General features: G+C 42.2%; 13 protein-coding genes. 9 read left to right on the top strand and 4 right to left on the bottom strand.

Features of this window, described 5'->3' with window-relative positions:
- The first annotated feature begins 71 nt into the window (after positions 1-71).
- The 3 genes from H589_RS0100815 (at position 72) to H589_RS0100805 (ending at position 4,763) form a co-directional block, all read left to right on the top strand.
- On the top strand, positions 72-2,393 hold the full coding sequence (locus H589_RS0100815) for a cache domain-containing protein (RefSeq protein ID WP_027720268.1): 2,322 nt from the start codon (positions 72-74) through the stop codon (positions 2,391-2,393).
- A gap of 135 nt (positions 2,394-2,528) precedes the next feature.
- Positions 2,529-3,377, top strand: a complete 849-nt coding sequence (htpX, locus tag H589_RS0100810) for a zinc metalloprotease HtpX (RefSeq protein WP_027720267.1) — start codon at positions 2,529-2,531, stop codon at positions 3,375-3,377.
- A 33-nt stretch (positions 3,378-3,410) separates the two neighbouring features.
- Positions 3,411-4,763, top strand: a complete 1,353-nt coding sequence (locus tag H589_RS0100805; RefSeq protein ID WP_027720266.1) for a trypsin-like peptidase domain-containing protein — start codon at positions 3,411-3,413, stop codon at positions 4,761-4,763.
- Between the two features lie 241 nt (positions 4,764-5,004).
- Here the strand turns inward: H589_RS0100805 and thpR are convergent, their stop codons facing one another.
- From thpR to H589_RS0100790, 3 genes are read right to left on the bottom strand one after another with little or no spacing between them, the layout of a single operon-like run.
- Positions 5,005-5,562: an RNA 2',3'-cyclic phosphodiesterase gene (gene thpR, locus H589_RS0100800; protein ID WP_027720265.1), complete on the bottom strand. Its 558-nt coding sequence runs from the start codon at positions 5,560-5,562 to the stop codon at positions 5,005-5,007.
- A 29-nt stretch (positions 5,563-5,591) separates the two neighbouring features.
- Positions 5,592-6,827, bottom strand: coding sequence for a carbohydrate porin (locus H589_RS0100795; RefSeq protein ID WP_027720264.1), 1,236 nt, complete (start codon positions 6,825-6,827; stop codon positions 5,592-5,594).
- A 3-nt stretch (positions 6,828-6,830) separates the two neighbouring features.
- Positions 6,831-7,310: a CinA family protein gene (locus tag H589_RS0100790; RefSeq protein ID WP_027720263.1), complete on the bottom strand. Its 480-nt coding sequence runs from the start codon at positions 7,308-7,310 to the stop codon at positions 6,831-6,833.
- 162 nt (positions 7,311-7,472) lie between these two features.
- Between H589_RS0100790 and H589_RS0100785 the strand changes: the two genes are divergently transcribed.
- The gene (locus tag H589_RS0100785) at positions 7,473-7,880 is read left to right on the top strand and encodes a hypothetical protein (protein WP_051249560.1); all 408 of its coding nucleotides are present in this window, start codon (positions 7,473-7,475) and stop codon (positions 7,878-7,880) included.
- A 110-nt stretch (positions 7,881-7,990) separates the two neighbouring features.
- Positions 7,991-9,268: a serine--tRNA ligase gene (gene serS, locus H589_RS0100780; protein WP_027720261.1), complete on the top strand. Its 1,278-nt coding sequence runs from the start codon at positions 7,991-7,993 to the stop codon at positions 9,266-9,268.
- Between the two features lie 163 nt (positions 9,269-9,431).
- On the opposite strand, the gene H589_RS0100775 is transcribed toward serS, so the two are convergent.
- On the bottom strand, positions 9,432-10,862 hold the full coding sequence (locus tag H589_RS0100775) for a sigma-54-dependent transcriptional regulator (RefSeq protein ID WP_027720260.1): 1,431 nt from the start codon (positions 10,860-10,862) through the stop codon (positions 9,432-9,434).
- Between the two features lie 460 nt (positions 10,863-11,322).
- Here H589_RS0100775 and H589_RS0100770 point away from each other — a divergent pair, with 460 nt between their 5' ends.
- The 4 genes from H589_RS0100770 to H589_RS0100755 all read left to right on the top strand — a co-directional run bounded on the left by H589_RS0100770 (position 11,323) and on the right by H589_RS0100755 (position 17,011).
- Complete coding sequence (locus tag H589_RS0100770; protein ID WP_027720259.1) at positions 11,323-12,051, top strand: amino acid ABC transporter ATP-binding protein; 729 nt, start codon at positions 11,323-11,325, stop codon at positions 12,049-12,051.
- Between the two features lie 73 nt (positions 12,052-12,124).
- On the top strand, positions 12,125-12,946 hold the full coding sequence (locus tag H589_RS0100765) for an ABC transporter substrate-binding protein (protein WP_027720258.1): 822 nt from the start codon (positions 12,125-12,127) through the stop codon (positions 12,944-12,946).
- Positions 12,947-13,088: 142 nt separating this feature from the next.
- Positions 13,089-14,870, top strand: a complete 1,782-nt coding sequence (locus H589_RS0100760; RefSeq protein WP_027720257.1) for an amino acid ABC transporter permease — start codon at positions 13,089-13,091, stop codon at positions 14,868-14,870.
- 65 nt (positions 14,871-14,935) lie between these two features.
- The gene (locus H589_RS0100755; RefSeq protein WP_027720256.1) at positions 14,936-17,011 is read left to right on the top strand and encodes a glycosyltransferase; all 2,076 of its coding nucleotides are present in this window, start codon (positions 14,936-14,938) and stop codon (positions 17,009-17,011) included.
- Positions 17,012-17,025 lie beyond the last annotated feature (14 nt).

The following is a 17,025-nucleotide window of genomic DNA, read 5'->3' as shown; positions in this document are numbered from 1 at the left end:
TGTAATATTAATAAGATGGTGTATACTTAACCCCGATATCAAACAATTTTTATGGATGAGCGGAGGAGTGGATGGGAGTTCTCAAAAATGTGAACGGAGCAGGAAATATATTTCCTGTCTGGCTTAGGGTGACTATTCCCACGATTGCTTCTCTGATTATTTTTCTTGTTGTTCTTTTTGCAGTACATATGCCGGCAGTAAGAGATAATATGGTCCGTCAACGTAAAGACACGCTTAAGGATATGACGCACGTAGCTGTTGGCGTCCTGAATTACTTATATGAACAGGAGCAAAAAGGGGTACTGTCCCGAGAGGAAGCTCAGGCAAAAGCTGCTGAAATTGTTAGCCTTATGAGGTTCGGCAGCAAGAATAAAGATTATTTCTGGATAAGTGATGTTCATTCTAAAATGATCATGCATCCATATATGCCCGAGCTTGATGGACGTGATATGCGGAAGATTGCTGATTTCAAAGGCAGGTTGATTTTTCAGGATATGGTCAACGCCACTGCTGCTGATGGTGATGGGTATGTTGAATATATCTGGCAATGGCAGGATCTGCCCGATAAAGTTGGATCAAAAATATCATATGTAAGAAGGTATTTACCATGGGGTTGGATTATAGGCACAGGAGTTTATCTGGAAGATATTGAAAACGATGTTGCTGTCCGTAACCGTGGTTTAATCATATTAACCTTTGCTCTCCTGGGGGTAATGTTTTTTCTTTCTTTATATACGATCATTCAAAGCCGTAGTGCCGGACGTCAGATTCAGGAAAGTGCAGCTCTTTTTAAAGGGATATTCAATCATAGCCAGCATTCTATAGGAGTGCTTACCCCTGAAGGTTTGCTGCTTATGGTCAATAAGGTTCTGCTCGATTTTGCTGAAGTATCTGCAGAAGAAATAAATGGAAAATATTTTTGGGAAGCCCCTTGGTGGAGTTCATCCATAGAAGTACAACGGGCTTTAAAAGAGGCAATTCAGATTGCTTCTCTTGGGGGGGTTGGTAAAGGTGTTTTTAAATATTATGGTCTTGAAGGGAAAAGCCTTTACGTTGATTTTTCAGTAAAGCCTGTTCTGGACGATGCTGGCGGAGTAATGTTTCTGGTTGCCGAAGGGCACAATATCACTGAACTTAAAGAAGCTCAGGATCAACTGGCTTTGAGTGAAGCATTGTTTAAAGGAGTTTTTAATCAGTCGTTGCAATTTATGGGTGTTGTCGGACTGGATGGCATATTGCTTGAAGTTAACAATGCTGCTTTGGAAGTTTATTCGGTTAAATCAGAGGATGTAATCGGGAAACATTTTTCTGATGGGCCTTGGTGGCAGGAACCCCCGTCTTTGGCAGTGACTCTGCAGGAAGATATTCGAAGAGCATTAGACGGACATATGGTAAGACGGGAAGTGAAAAATTCTCCGGCTGGCCTTAAAGATAGGTATATAGATTTTTCACTCAAACCTGCTTTCGGGCCAAATGGAGATATGATTTTTCTTCTTGCCGAGGGGCGGGACATAACCGAGTTACGATCTGTGCAGGATCAGCTTAGTGATCTTAACCGTGATCTTGAGCATAAAGTTGAAGAGCGAACAGCTGAGTTAAAGAGAACTATTGGATCTCTAGAGCAGACTCAAAATCAGCTTATACAATCTGAGAAAATGGCAGCCTTAGGTGATCTTGTCGCCGGGGTTGCGCATGAAATAAATACTCCTGTAGGAATCAGCGTAACCAGCATCAGCTTTATGGAGGAGAAACTTAGAGAGATAGACCATAAAGTCGTTGATGGAACACTCCGTAAATCCGATTTTGATAAATTTTTATCTATAGTGAGAGAGGCAACCAAGTCCAGTATGCTCAATCTGCACAGGGCAGCCGAATTGATAGGTAATTTTAAACAGGTTGCAGTTGATCAGGCTTCAGGTCAGCAGCGGACCATAAATCTTGCAAAGTATGTTGATGAAATATTGCTCAGTCTGCGTTCTAAGTATAAACGTACTAGGCATACAATTAATATCAGCATCCCTGAAGATTTGTTGCTAAATACTTTTCCGGGGGCACTTATGCAGATTTTGTCAAACCTGATAATCAATTCTCTTATCCACGGTTTTGAAGGAATTGAGGAGGGGCATATTGATATCGGGGCTGAAGTAACTGATGAGCATGTCGTTATTCGTTATACTGACGACGGAAAGGGAATGAATGAAACTAATCTCAGCAAGGTTTTCGAGCCTTTTTTTACTACTAAAAGGGGGCAGGGAGGTACCGGACTTGGCATGAATATCGTTTACAACCTTGTGACAAACAGACTGTCCGGGACTATAAGTTGTTCCAGTGTACCGGGGCAGGGGACAGCTTTTACCATACTGTTACCTAAAGAAATTGTGGTGACCGAGTAATCTTATTGATCTGCTGACCCTTGACGGTTCAGTTTGAGTAAGTATCTTTAGGGCTAGCGTACCATAGGTACGGTAGCCCTTTTGTTACAGATCATTTTTTGAGGATATAATTGAGAAAATACAGGAGTTAAAAATATGACCAGTCAGATTAAAACTTTTTTTCTGCTTGCTGTACTTACGTCGATCATTCTTTTCCTGGGAGGAGTTATGGGCGGTCGTACAGGGTTGATAATTGCTTTTGGGCTTGCAATGTTTATGAATGTTGGCAGTTACTGGTACTCCGATAAAATAGTTCTTTCAATGTATAAAGCCCGTCAGCTTTCAGCTACTGATGCACCGCAAGTCTTTGCCATGGTTGAAGAACTGGCAGCTAATGCCGGTATACCAACCCCTCGCCTTTACGTAATTGATCAGGACTCACCTAACGCCTTTGCTACCGGGCGTAATCCTGAAAATGCTGTTGTTGCGGTCACCAGCGGAATTATGCGTATTCTTACTCCAGAAGAGTTGCGTGGAGTAATTGCTCACGAGATAGGCCATATCACTAACCGCGATATCCTTATCCAATCTGTTGCAGCTGTTCTTGCCGGGGCGATCATGATGATTGCCAACATGATGCAGTGGGCTGCGATCTTCGGTTTTGGTAGTGATGACGAAGAGGGCGGAGTAAATCCAATTGCTGCAATCGCCTTGGCTATTATCGCTCCAGTCGCTGCTTCATTGATTCAGATGGCTATATCCCGTTCTCGTGAATATCTTGCAGACTCAACCGGAGCACGGATTTCTGACGATCCAAAAGCCCTTGCATCGGCCCTTTACAAACTTGATGCTACCGTTCGAAATATTCCTATGGACGCCAATCCTGCTACTGAGAATATGTTTATAGTTAATCCATTCAGTGGTGGTAATATGGCTAACTGGTTCAGTACCCATCCCTCAACTGAGGAGCGCATAGCAAGACTGATGGCTATGGCTCGCGGATAGTTTTTTTATTCATATGATGGACAGGATTGAGTGATGAATTTCGTTAGTAGAATATTTTTAATCGTGTGTTTTGGGACTACTTTGTTTGTTCAGCCTCTTTTTGCTGCAACAGGTGATTCTTTACGAGTAACTCCTGTCGTACGGGCAGTGCAAAGAACCTCGTCTGCTGTTGTTAATATTACTGTAACCAGTATTGTCGAGCGGGGTGTTTCTCCTTTCGGACAAATGTTCGGCGGGGATTCCTTTGAATCTTTTTTTGATGGATTCCCTGTTCAGAAGCGGAAATACCGCTCTGAGAGCACCGGTTCCGGAGTTATCATTAATGGTCGGAAGGGGCTTATTCTTACCAATGCCCACGTTCTCGCCGGTGGAAGTGATATCAAAGTTAAGATGATTAATGGAAAAGAATACAGCGCTGATATTATAGGTTCGGATGCTGATTTTGATCTTGCAGTCCTTAAGGTCAGAAATGCAAAAAATCTTCCACAAGTCGCAATGGGTGATTCTTCTGATATCTACATAGGAGAAACCGTTATCGCTATAGGCAATCCCTTTGGTTATACTCACACAGTGACCACAGGGGTTGTTTCAGCTCTTAAACGCACCGTTAAGTCAAAGGATGGATCTTTTACTGATTTTATCCAGACTGATGCAGCCATCAATCCCGGTAACAGCGGTGGCCCGCTGCTTAATATCATGGGCGAGCTTATCGGAATAAACACCGCTATTCAGGCCAGAGCTGAAGGTATTGGATTTGCTATACCTATCAACAGAGCTAAGCGTGTTGTCAAAGAGCTGCTTACTTCCGGCAAAGTTTCGCCTGTCTGGCTCGGGGTGAGCGGTCAGGATCTGGATCAGAGTTCAGCCAGCTATTTTGGATTATCTAAAGTACAAGGCCTTCTTGTTTCCGATGTTTATAAAGGTACACCTGCATACAAGGCTAGACTGGCTCCCGGTGATGTTATTCTCAAAGTTAATGATATTGAAGTAGAAGATAAGGATAGTTATCTTGGCTTGATGCGTGTCCAAACTCATAGTGAGGATGTTGCTCTTGATGTGCTGCAATCTGGGAAAATACGGAAAATTAAAATTCGTCCGCAGTCCCTTTCTTCTCAGCAGGTTCAGAATTTTGCTTGGTCCAGATGGGGGATGGCAGTCGCTAAAGACAGCCGGGGGCAGGGTATGCTCATAACCTCAGTCCGCAAGGGGAGTGCCGCGGCGAAACTCGGCTTGCAATCCGGTGATAAGATTCACCAGATAGGTAACCGTAGAGTTCGCTCAAATAAGGATTTTCTCGATTCCTTTCTGCGTTATCGCATGAACAACAAAGTCATGCTTAAGGTTCAGCGAGGGCGCAATTTTTATTTTGTAAAACTGAATTCCTGAATCAGAACTTAAGTATAATAAGTAAATATAAAAGTGATATATGTTGATTTAAATAATTTGCATATATCACTTTTATTATTTTAGTCTTTTCCAACTTGGTAATCTTTGAGAATAGCTAAAACTTGATGGTGAATTAATTGGGATTGATTAATTTCTAATTGACCTGCTGAGACCTTTTTAAAAAATGCTCAGCTCAATATTAATAAGGAATATTCTGTTCCCGGATCGTCAGCATATCCATTTATTCTCCGTATTTATGTATAACAGAGTAAATAGGACCTTCGGGTGTAAGTTTACTTTTGTATAGAGCAAAGGTGCTGAGTGTTGCCGGAGGAAAGTCAAACTTATCTATTTGGGAAAGCAGCATATTCCAATCGTCCTTGGCGTGTTTTTTAATTCTTCCAAGAGTAAGGTGAGCATGGCATTCTTTCTGGTTTGGCTCGAAATTTAGATTTCCAAGCATTGAATCAATAGTCGCGACTGTGCTGCAGAATTTTTTAGCTCCCTTATTTAGACCGATCCAGATAATGCGAGGTTTTTTTAAGTCAGGAAAGTAGCCTGCACTGCCTGCTGTTATTTCAATTGGTGTAAAGTCAATTGTTTGCAGTGCATTCTGTATATCGTGAATACGTTCTTCGCTTACATCTCCCATAAATTTGAGAGTGAAATGCATATTTTCCGGTTTCACCCAGGCTATTTTTGAGTCGAGGCCTTTTTTCAGAACTGAATTCATCTCGTTGATACGTTCTTTCCATTCCTCAGGAACAGGGTGTGCAATAAATGTTCTTATCTTTTTCATGATATTCCATCCTGTTAGTGTGTTTATGATCAGGGTGTGGAAAAAGTGAAGAAAAATTTCAGCATTCCGAATAAAATGTCATCATTGTTATTGTTGGCATTAGAATTAGTAACATAAGTTACGTCAGGTACAATGGAAAAATTGTTCGTAAGTTTGACTTGGTAGTATGTCTCGTAATGGTATTCCATGTCTGTGTTGACAGTGTGCTTGTTCCCTTTCACTCCTCCGGCAGCCACTCCCCAGACATCTTCGTTGCGGTCCGGGAGAGGACCTTCCCAATGAGTTCCTGCTGACCATGACCATGAGATATCGTTCACTGCTGAGTTGCCTTTGCCCAGCCTTGCAAAGACCCCGAAGTCATCAGTAATGTCCTGATCCATATTGAAGGCTATTCCCCAGTTAGCAGAGTCTCCATCTCCATCCAGGCGGGACTGTTTGTAGGTATTTGTCCATCCAAAAATACGGTAATTACCCTGTAGTTTACCAAACTTTGGAGAATAGGTCAGCTGCCCGCCAATAAGTGGATCATCAGCAATATCTTCAAAGGCTTCTTTCTGTTGCTCACTGCTCAGTGCAGATCGTCTTGTGGCCTGCGTCAGAACTGTAAAGCTGAATTCTTCAGCGGGGCTGAACCCTGCAGCCACTATAGGAAGTGATTCATCTATGGAGTCAAAGATAGGTTCGTTGTTGAACATTGTATTTACGAACTGAATGCGGCTGTTACCAGCAAAACGGTTGCCATCCATAAATGATTCAGGGTCAGTCCATCCCAGTGAAATATAAATACGGTTGTCAGCAAAATGCTGGGTGTAAAGTACATCTGATATTGATATTTGGCCCCCTGCAGTAGTACGCGAAGCCTGTGCATTTAAAGGGGTTGCTACCAGTCCACGACTGGATGGATTACTGCCTGTATCAGAATATCCTCCTTGCATTTGAGCAAAAAAGACACCGTTCTCAATAGGTTTCCAGTTGATACGCAGGCGTGCTTTTACCCCTGCGTAGTTACGCCCTTCTTTCGTTACATCGCTAATTCTGGTGTTCGAGTATCCTTGCCAGTACCCGAAAATATCTCCGTCAACAGTCAAGGGGCCTGTCGAATTTTGTACCTTATCCCATGTCTCATTAAAATTTTGTAGCAATACGGATTTTGAGCTTGAGCTTTTACCGTGCAGGCCAATATGTTCACGCAGGGAGTCATTGGCAATAGCTGCTTCAGATGGTAAAATAATAAGTGAGATCAGTATGAGTAATAGTCTTTTCATATTTTAGCTGTTTTTTAGTATTTTAAGAAACCGTTCAAGAATTTTTTGCAGGCTTTGTTTCTTTACAGCCATTCGATCTCCGGTGAAGACAAACTTTTCAGCATAGGTCTGGCCGTTTAAATGCCATCCCATCCACACAGTTCCAACTGGTTTGTCAGGAGTACCGCCTCCAGGGCCGGCTATACCGGAAAGAGATAGTCCTGCGTTGGTTCCCAGAGCATTGCATACTCCTTCAGCCATTGCCATAACAGTCTCTTCACTAACTGCTCCATGATCAATAAGTGTAGATTCTGGTACATGAAGTAAGGACATTTTAATTTCGTTTGAATATGCAACAATTGCCCCCGAGAACCAGGCAGAGCTGCCGGAAAAATCAGTAAGAGTTGCAGCAACAAGGCCCCCTGTACAGGATTCGGCAGTGCTTAAGGTCCAGCCTTTTTCGATAAGTATTTTTCCAATAGATGGTACAATGTTTTCAATCATGCAGGGAGTCTATACTTATTTCAGGACGATTTGAAGTAGAACTGTGCTATATTGCTGGCAGGCATAATGTGCAATTTCAAAGTTGGCAGTTTTGTTTTTCAAGTGTAGATAATTCGTGGTCAGGCAGTACTGGCTGGTTATGAAAAGAACTGGAATAGGGGTATGTCAGTAAAGAGCATTACAAAGTTTGTCTGGAGAAGGCATCAATCACATTGGAACTGGATAATAATGACCAGTTCTCTGGTGGTCTTTTTGATGGCTCTGTTGTGGCATTCAATAATTCTTTTTTTTATTACTGCGGCGGGTATAGTTGTTTCTTTACAGGATTTTCCTGACCCTGACCCACCATTTTCCCGTATAGAAAAAATGCTCGATTTTGAACGTAAATGGCTCGGAAAGCCTTGGGGATGGAAGAAAGGTTTACAAACTTTCGGAGTTTCAGTCTCTATTTTTTACGTATTTTGGGTCTGTTGGATTGGTAGTGTTATGGCACTGCTTTTATTTATCGGTATATGTGTTAATATCAGCTGTGTTTACGGGAATAAGGCTATGGGAATTGATGAATTGTAGCTTTTCATCTGATTTGACACAAAATAGACTTTAAAAGTAGGCCGACATTGGGTACTAGCTATGCAGTGGCTTCAGAACAGCCTTTTTATATATGATATGAGGAGTATGACATGCTTGATTTGAAATTTGTTCGTAATAATCTGGACGTAGTCCGTGAAAGCCTTGAAAAAAGAGGCTCCAAGCTTGATGTAAATGAATTTAATGAACTTGATTCCCGTCGCAGGGAACTCGTGCAGGAAGTGGAAGTTCTTAAGGCCGAACGTAACTCTACTTCCGGTGATATTGCTAAAATTAAAAAAGAAGGTGGAGATGCTTCTGAAATTATCTCCCGTATGGGTGAACTTTCAGGTAAGATCAAAGCCCTTGATGAAGATCTGAAAGATATTGAGTCTGCCGAAAATGACTGGTTGGTCTCTGTTCCAAATATACCTGACGCGTCAGTCCCATACGGTAAAACAGAGGATGACAATCCTGTAATCAGATCCTGGGGTGAAAAACCAGTGATGGATTTTGGGCCCAGGGAGCATTGGGACCTTGCCGTTGAGCTTGGTGGCGTTGACTTTGAGCGTGCAGCCAAACTTACCGGAGCCCGTTTTGCTGTCCTTAAAAAATGGGGTGCTAAGTTAGAGAGAGCTCTAACCTCGTTTATGGTTGACATTCAAGGTGGTGAGCATGGCTACACTGAGGTAATACCTCCTTACATTGTTAATCGGGATTCCCTGTACGGAACAGGCCAGCTTCCTAAATTTGCTGATGATCTTTTCAAACTTGAAAACTGGGATTATTACATGATCCCCACAGCAGAAGTCCCTTTGACCAACCTGCATCGTGACGAAGTTCTTACCGAGGACGAACTGCCTGTTACATACTGTGCTCCAACTCCATGCTTTCGCTCAGAGGCCGGTTCTTATGGTAAGGATACCAAAGGCCTGATCCGTCAGCACCAGTTTCATAAAGTTGAGATGGTCCGGTTTGCTCATCCTGAAAAATCTTTTGAAGATCTTGAACTTATGACCGGTCATGCAGAGGAAATTCTTAAAAGATTGAACCTGCATTATCGTGTTATAACTTTATGTACAGGTGATATGGGGTTTGGTTCTGTAAAAACCTACGATATTGAAGTCTGGTTGCCGGGACAGGATAAATATCGCGAGATTTCTTCATGTTCAAATTGTGGTGATTTTCAAGCCCGCCGCGCTAATATTAAGTTTAAATCCAAGAGTGCCAAGAAAGCACAATTTGTACATACTCTTAATGGATCTGGTCTTGCTGTAGGGCGTACTTTTGTTGCTGTTGTTGAAAACTACCAGCAAAAAGACGGTTCTATTGTAATTCCTGAGGCATTGCGTCCTTACATGGGTGGAATGGAAGTTATTACTGCTGAATAAACTTAAGTTTAAATAGATTTATAGTGCCTTTCTGCGGTCTGCGCAGAAAGGCACTTTTTGTTTTTGGCGTCGAAAGGAATATGAATAGAAGTCGGTGCAGAATATAAAGTTACAATATATATTTTACAGTATTGGTATGCTGCTTAGTAACCAGCCATAATGGTTATAAATCAATACCCTGTTTTTTGTAGTCATTTAGCTTGTTGCGTAATGTGCGTACAGATATTCCAAGCAGTTCCGCTGCCTTGGTTCTGTTGCCACTGGTCTGATCAAGGCTTTTTATGATGAGATGTTTTTCCATTTCTGAAATGGGCATAACTTCAAATGATGATCCAGCTGCTTCATTGCCTGCTGTTGTGGGAGCTGTTTCATTGCTTTCTGAAGGAATATAGTTTTCATCGGGCATCCATGCATCTGGATCGTTCAGGAAATGCTTGGATTCAATGGGACCGCCTCCGGCAAGAAGAACGGCTCTTTCCATAAGGTTCTGCAATTCTCGAACATTACCTGGCCATTCATAATTTAACAGCCAGCTAACAGCTTCTTCAGAGAATTTTAAAGGCGGAAGGCCGTACTCAATGCAGTTTTTGTCTACGAAAAATTTTGCAAGCAGCATTACGTCATCGCCGCGTTGGGCGAGAGCTGGTAATTTAAGAGGGATAACATTTAGACGATAAAAAAGGTCCTGACGGAACTGGCCTCCTTTAACAGTCTCCTCAATAGCACGGTTGGTGGTTGCCAATACGCGTACATCTACTTTAACAGTCTCAACTCCGCCTACTCTATCTATTTCACCTTCTTGTAAAACTCTAAGTAGTTTAGCTTGCAGTCCCAATTCCATCTCTGTGATTTCGTCAAGAAGGATTGTTCCGCCTGATGCAAGTTCGAACTTACCCAGTTTGCGGTTGATTGCTCCCGTAAATGCTCCTTTCTCATGACCGAATAGTTCAGATTCAAGCAGATGTTCCGGCAGAGCAGCGCAGTTGATGGCAACAAAAGGCTTATCGTTGCGGTCCGAATGATGATGCAGAAATCTTGCAAACATTTCCTTACCTGTTCCAGATTCTCCTGAAATAAGGACTGTTGCTTTTGATTTGGCTACTTGTTTGGCAAGCCCTAGTACCCGTGTCATTGCCGGGTGTTGCCCGATAACTTGATAGCGTCCCTGGGTGCCTGAGCTCGTGGGGTCTTTAGGTGTTTTAAGCGCACCTAAGTCTGATTCACTTGGCATAGACGGTAGCTTCTCATCCGGGAGCATTAGCTTAATTTTCTCCCACGATAGAGGCTCAAGCCAGTAATCACGAGCACCAAGTTCCATAAATTTAAGCGCTTCGTCTGCTGAACCTGTGCGTGAAAAAACAATTACGGGAGGAAAATTTTCAATATTTACAGCTTCCGCTAGCAGGGCCTGGGCAGAATACCCTTGCATTACCGGTCTAGTGAAAATCAGACATGGTTTTGATTTTTTGATAAAATTGATGGCTCCGGCAAGATTGTCGGCAAGTCCGGCTTGATACCCGGCTTCTTTAAGCGGGGAGAATACGGATGTCACCGATTGGGGTTCGGCTATAAATAGTAGTGTACTGTCAGGCATGTGCATTCCATATCTTTAAGTAGCAACCTTTTCAACTGCATATCTATTATCAAGACTAATAAATATGAGAAAAATGGTAAATTTAAATAAAAATGTTTTTTTGATCCCATTGTCTAAGGTTATATTGTTGCAAAAAAATATGAATACGGAGCTTTTGAGATTTTTGCGTGTATGTCCATAATTTCTGTCATATTGGTTAAAATGGTTTTTTTTCTAATGAAAACGCAAAGAAAATTAAATTTATTTCGAGTTACGCAATAAACAAAATTGTGTTATCTTGCTATTAAGTGGAAAAAGAAGCCTTGTTTTTAACAAAAATGACTTTTCAACTGATGTATAATGCGCAAAACGCTAAAAAAAGCGTATTTAATCCTAAATTAAGATGGACTTGCCGATTTTTGTTCCTTTTGGTAATTCACTGACTCTGTATCAGAACATTTTTCACAGGATTTATACAAAAGTGATAAAATTTAATAATGTCAATAAGTATTATGGAGACTATCACGCTCTGAGAGACTTGAATCTTCATATCAAGCAGGGTGAAGTTGTTGTTGTATGTGGTCCTTCAGGGTCCGGTAAAAGTACTATGATTCGCTGCATCAATCGTCTTGAACCAATTCAGGAAGGTGAGATAATTGTTGAAGGTATGGATGTTAACGGTCCTAGAGTCAACCTGCCTCTTCTGCGTGCAGAAATAGGATTTGTCTTTCAGTCCTTCAATCTTTATCCGCATATGACGGTTTTGGAAAATATAATACTCGCTCCGACGATGGTGCGTAACATGAAGAGAAAAGATGCTGAAGAGTTGGCAATGGAATTACTCTCCAAAGTCAACATCCCTGATAAAGCCGGTGATTATCCTTCACAGCTTTCCGGCGGTCAGCAGCAGCGAGTCGCAATTGCCCGCGGTCTTGCAATGCGTCCCAATGTAATGCTTTTTGATGAACCTACATCTGCACTTGATCCAGAAATGATCAATGAAGTTCTAGATGTTATGAAAGCTCTGGCTCGTGAAGGCATGACTATGGTTTGCGTTACTCATGAGATGGGATTTGCCCGTGAAGTGGCTGACCGGGTAATCTTTATGGATGAGGGAACCTTGATTGAGGAGAATACTCCTGATGAATTTTTCCATAATCCGCAGCATGAGCGTTCCAAACTTTTTCTCAGTAAGATTCTGTCACACTAGTAGTCCGCGTTTCCCGGTGTCGGGAATCGCTTTTTTTATACTGTCTGTCTATTTTTCCACGCAGGAGGAAAGAATGAAAAGGATTTTGACTCTGGCTCTCGCAGCCGCTCTGGTTATGGCTTTCGCTGCTACATCTTTTGCAGGAGCTACTTACGACAAGATTATGAAAGATAAAGTCGTACGTATTGGTATTATGACTGATTCCATCCCCGGTGCTTTTTATAATGCTAAGAAAGAATGGGTCGGTTTTGACGTTGATATCGCAACTGAAATTGCTAAGCGTTTAGGTGTTAAGCTCGATAAAGTACCTGTTAACAACAAAACCCGTATCGGCTTCCTTCAGCAGGGCCGCATTGATATGTCTGTTTCTAACATGACTCACAAGCGCTCTCGCGACAATTCAATCGATTTTTCTATCACTTACTTCTTTGATGGTCAGAAGATGCTTGCTCCTAAAGGCAAGTTTTCATCTCTTAAAGATTTCGTAGGTAAAAAAATTGCAGTTATGCAGGGTACTACCTCTGAACTTAATGTTAAAAAACTGCTTAAAGACCTCGGTGATGCTGCTCCTAAAGTTATCTCCTACCAGAAAGAATCTGAGTGTTTTCAGGCTTTGCAGATGGGACGCGTTGATGCATGGTCCACAGACTCCACCATCCTGCTCGGTTACGCTGCACAGGTTCCCGGCAAGTATGAACTCGTAGGTGAATTCTTCTCCAATGAGCCTTATGGAATCGGTCTTCCTGAAAATGATTCCAAACTTCGTGATGCTGTAAACTTTGCACTTCAGGATATGTGGAAAGACGGTACTTACGCAAATATCTACAACAAGTGGTATGGTCCTGAAACAAAGTACTACTTCCCGCTGACTGAAAAAATTGAAATGTGGCCCTAAGCGCTCATTTGAAAACCACACGGTTTTTTTAGAACGCATTTCTGCGTGATAAGGCGGGGCCGGTGAATATCGGCCCCGCTATTTCATTAAAGATTATAAAATGTGGCTATGCCTTAGCTCCACAAAAGAGAAAGTTTCTGCAATGATCAATCGTTATCTGGAAAAAACATGGGTCCAGTACCTATGTCTGGCTGCTGTGACCGCTTTGCTGGTTTATTATTTCGGCTGGGTCTTTGACTTTGGCTACAAGTTTGACTGGACTGTCCTTTTTAAGAAAGATCCATCATATGATATGGTTCTTGGGGATATGCTTGTCACCGGCCTTGGGCTCACTATAAGTATAACTCTTATGAGTTCGGCTATTGCGCTGGGACTGGGTATCCTGTTTGGTCTGGGTAGGCTCTCACAATTCAAGCCTGTTTACTATTTCTCAACCTGTTATGTGGAGTTTTTCCGAAATACTCCTTTACTGGTTCAGCTTTTCTTTTGGTACTTCGCTCTTCCTATGGCTCTTCCGGAAAGTGTGCGCAGCTTTCTTTTTGATCGTAATTTTGAGATGATTTCTGCCACAGTTGGACTTGGTATCTACACAAGCTCTTTTATGGCTGAGGTTATACGCGCCGGAATTCAGTCTATTCCAAAGGGACTTCTTGAAGCTTCATATTCTTCCGGTCTGACAGCATTTCAGACTTTGACTAAGATTGTGCTGCCTCTGGCTTTCAGAGCTATTATTCCACCTCTTGGCAGTGAATTTCTCAATAATATGAAGAACTCTTCGCTGGCAATGGTCGTCGGCGTAGCCGAATTGTGTTGGTCTTCACAGCAGATAGAGTCACTGACTTTTAAAGGCTTTGAAGCAACAACTGCTGCAACTGTTATTTATCTTTCTCTTTCCCTGACCATTGCCGGAATTCTTACACTTGTTAACTGGAAGCTTCAAATTGTCCCTGTTAAGAACCGTAAGTTCGGTCACAAGTTTGCGCATATGCTTTTCTGCCCTATCGAAGCTCCTTTCGTTTATATTTCAAAAATGCACAGAAGATTTATGCGTAAACGCAAGGAAAATTTTAATCTGACTCGTGCTCAGGCTGCTCGAAAGGCTCTTACTGCTAAAGTTATGAAAGTTCTTTCTTATGTCTGGAAGACTGCTTTCGTTGGGAGTATTGGGTTTTTGCTGATAATGGCTCTTTACGGTGTTTCCAAATTTAATTTTCAGGTTATCTGGGACAACCTCGGGACTATGATCTGGTGGAAATTCCCTAACGGTGGGCCAAATGAAATTCTGTGGGGACTTGGCGGACTTTCTTTTTCAATTCTTATGTCTGTTATTGCCATTTCAGTAAGCTTTTTCATCGGGCTTATCGTGGGGATAGGACGTACGTCGAAAAACAAGCTTTTTTTGATTCCGTCTACTCTTTATATTGAGCTTATTCGCGGTAACCCTCTTATCATGGTTATTTTTTGGATTTACTTTTTTATCCCGATCCTTACCGGACAGTTTATGAACGTCTTCTGGAGTGCAACAATTGCTTTGACTGTATTCACTGGAGCGTATCTGGCTGAGATTGTGCGTTCAGGTATCCAGAATCTGCCTCCCGGCCAGTTTGAAGCTGCTGTAAGTACAGGTCTCACTTATTGGCAGACCATGCGTAAAATCATTTTGCCGCAGGCATTGAAGCAGATGCTTCCTGCTATTGTGGGACAGTTTATTTCTATCTTTAAAGATACTTCATTGGCTTTTGTTATTGGTGTTCTGGAACTTACTTTTGTAGCACAGGGTCTCAATAATAGACTTATGATCTATCCTTTCGAGATTTATACTACCATCGCATTTTTATACTTTATTTGTTGCTACCTGATGAGTCTCGTGGCAAGACGACTCGAACGGAAACTGTCCACGGATACTTTCCGCCTGCAAATGTAGTTGATTTCCTTCCCCCTGCACAGGTGGGGGGAAGGTTTTTGAATATAAGCGTTCGGAGTCGTTTCATGTTCGGTAAGAGTATTCCTGTTTTCTGTTATCATGCTGTCTGTGAAGAAGATGGCCATTCCCCCGCAACCTTTGCGTCCCATCTCGATATGATTCTTGAGATGGGCTTCAAGACCATTACTGCTGATCACCTTTTTGAAATTTGTATGGGTCGTAAAAAGATTGATGACAAGTATGTTGTTTTGACTTTTGATGACTGCCATATAAGTAATTGGATTAATGTTGTTCCCATGTTGGAAGAGCGGGGGATGACAGGAGTCTTTTTTGCAATCAGCGATTTTATAGATAGTGGCAAAATAAGAACGCGGGCCGATGTTCCTAAAATACTTCCCCTGCGTGAAGCCTTTATAAAGGCTCTATCTGAAAAAGATAATACTCAGTTTATGAACGAATCTGAGCTTAAATCCCTTGTGCATGATAAAGGAATGGAAGTTTATGCCCACACCTGCCGTCATCAGGGGTGCTTTAAAGACTTCCGTTTCTTTGACAGTTATAATGCCGATTCCCATTGGTCCATTTGGGGGATCTACCGTAAATTTAATCCTTCTTTGCCTGTTTTTCAGACTGGCAGTGCATTTGCTTACAATGGCTTTTGGCCTGTATTCCGCAAAGGTAAAGTCCTTTTCAAAAGGCGCACTGATGAGGAAAGACGTGCTTTTTGTCGCGATGATTTTGCAAAATGTCTTAAGAAAATACGTAAGATTAATGGAGCCAGGCGGCAGTTTTTTTGCTGGCCATGGGGGGATTTTGATTCAATCTCTATGCAGGAGGCTATAGCCTGTGGATTTTCAGGTACGTTCACTCTAGAGCGGTCTGCAAATATGCTCGGCACTGATCCTATGCGCTTTAACCGCATAGGAGTCGCGTCAAGTAAGGATGCTGCATGGATCAAAAAACGCTTACTGATGTACTCCAATGAAGCTTCCGCAATGGCTTGTTTTAAATTTTTCAGTAAACGCAATGAAATCAACAAGATTCTATATATAACGGATACCGGTAAGCTTTCCGGTGGTAGTCGTCAGCTTATCAATAGTGCAAGAGCTATGCGGTCTGCCGGATTAGATGTTGTTGCTGTTTTGCCACCTGAGTCTAAGCTTATTCCTGAGCTGGAGGAGATGGGCGCGGAAGTCGTAATTCTTGATAATTTCAAGAATATGTTTGCTGCTGCCGGTTTTCTATCTGAAGTTATTGAAGATAAGCAGATTGATGTGGTTCATACTTTTCATAACCGAGCGGTTAAAATAGCATGTATTTCAAAAGGTCTCTCTCTGCTGGGGGGACGCAAGTTCAAACTGTTTTTTAATCGCGGCGTTATATATAAACCTAATCCCCTGGCTCCGCTCTTTTCTCTAATTGGCAATGGTTACATATGCAACTCAGCTAAAAGCCGTGATGTGTTGCTTAAAAATTATGTGCCATCCAAGCGTGCGCATGTTGTCTATAATTCTTTTATCGGCGGAGGGCGCAAACCTCGCCGCAGTGTTGAGACCTCAGTCATATATGTAGGTAATTCAGGTCACGCAAAAGGACCTGATGTCTTCATAAAAGCTGTGGATAAGCTTCTTTCTCAGGATTCTTGCGATAATGTGAGGTTTACTGCCGTGGGACTGGAAAACCTTTCAGCATACCAAGGTATGGTTGCAGGCTCCACTCTCGAACGTATCGAATGTCCCGGTTACATTTCGCATGAAGAAGTTGTCAAACAACTCGCTATTTCACATGTCTATGTCATGAGCTCCAGGCAGGAGTCCATGCCGAATACTTTGCTTGAAGCCTTTGATGCAGGGCTTGCAACTGTATGTACTAATGCAGGAGGCACAGGCGAGCTTATTCGTGACGGGATCAACGGTTTTCTTTGCGAAGCTGAAGATTTTGATGCCCTTGCTACTGCAATGAAGAGGCTCATAGATGATGGAGATTTGCGTAAGAATATGGGGCGTATCAATCGCAAGATTGTGCGTACTTATCTCAGTTCTTCAGCAAAAGTTCAGGCGTTACTTCGAGTCTATAGTTCGCTGCCAGAGGATACTCCTCTGACCGAATTACCTGATATCGATAGCTTGATTGAAGAGTAGCTCTTTTTTATCTG

Origin of the sequence: Maridesulfovibrio zosterae DSM 11974 (genome assembly GCF_000425265.1) — a bacterium.
GTDB classification, from domain to species: domain Bacteria; phylum Desulfobacterota; class Desulfovibrionia; order Desulfovibrionales; family Desulfovibrionaceae; genus Maridesulfovibrio; species Maridesulfovibrio zosterae.
The sequence above is the reverse complement of the archived record's forward strand: the minus strand, read 5'-3'. Positions and strand labels throughout refer to the sequence as shown.

Excerpts from the sequence above, each read along its gene's own strand:
- H589_RS0100805 (WP_027720266.1), top strand. The coding sequence starts at position 3,411 with ATGAATTTCGTTAGTAGAATATTTTTAATCGTGTGTTTTGGGACTACT.
- thpR (WP_027720265.1), bottom strand. The coding sequence starts at position 5,562 with ATGAAAAAGATAAGAACATTTATTGCACACCCTGTTCCTGAGGAATGG.
- H589_RS0100755 (WP_027720256.1), top strand. The coding sequence starts at position 14,936 with ATGTTCGGTAAGAGTATTCCTGTTTTCTGTTATCATGCTGTCTGTGAA.
- serS (WP_027720261.1), top strand. The coding sequence starts at position 7,991 with ATGCTTGATTTGAAATTTGTTCGTAATAATCTGGACGTAGTCCGTGAA.
- H589_RS0100760 (WP_027720257.1), top strand. The coding sequence starts at position 13,089 with ATGATCAATCGTTATCTGGAAAAAACATGGGTCCAGTACCTATGTCTG.
- H589_RS0100815 (WP_027720268.1), top strand. The coding sequence starts at position 72 with ATGGGAGTTCTCAAAAATGTGAACGGAGCAGGAAATATATTTCCTGTC.
- H589_RS0100790 (WP_027720263.1), bottom strand. The coding sequence starts at position 7,310 with ATGATTGAAAACATTGTACCATCTATTGGAAAAATACTTATCGAAAAA.
- H589_RS0100775 (WP_027720260.1), bottom strand. The coding sequence starts at position 10,862 with ATGCCTGACAGTACACTACTATTTATAGCCGAACCCCAATCGGTGACA.
- htpX (WP_027720267.1), top strand. The coding sequence starts at position 2,529 with ATGACCAGTCAGATTAAAACTTTTTTTCTGCTTGCTGTACTTACGTCG.
- H589_RS0100795 (WP_027720264.1), bottom strand. The coding sequence starts at position 6,827 with ATGAAAAGACTATTACTCATACTGATCTCACTTATTATTTTACCATCT.
- H589_RS0100785 (WP_051249560.1), top strand. The coding sequence starts at position 7,473 with ATGTCAGTAAAGAGCATTACAAAGTTTGTCTGGAGAAGGCATCAATCA.
- H589_RS0100765 (WP_027720258.1), top strand. The coding sequence starts at position 12,125 with ATGAAAAGGATTTTGACTCTGGCTCTCGCAGCCGCTCTGGTTATGGCT.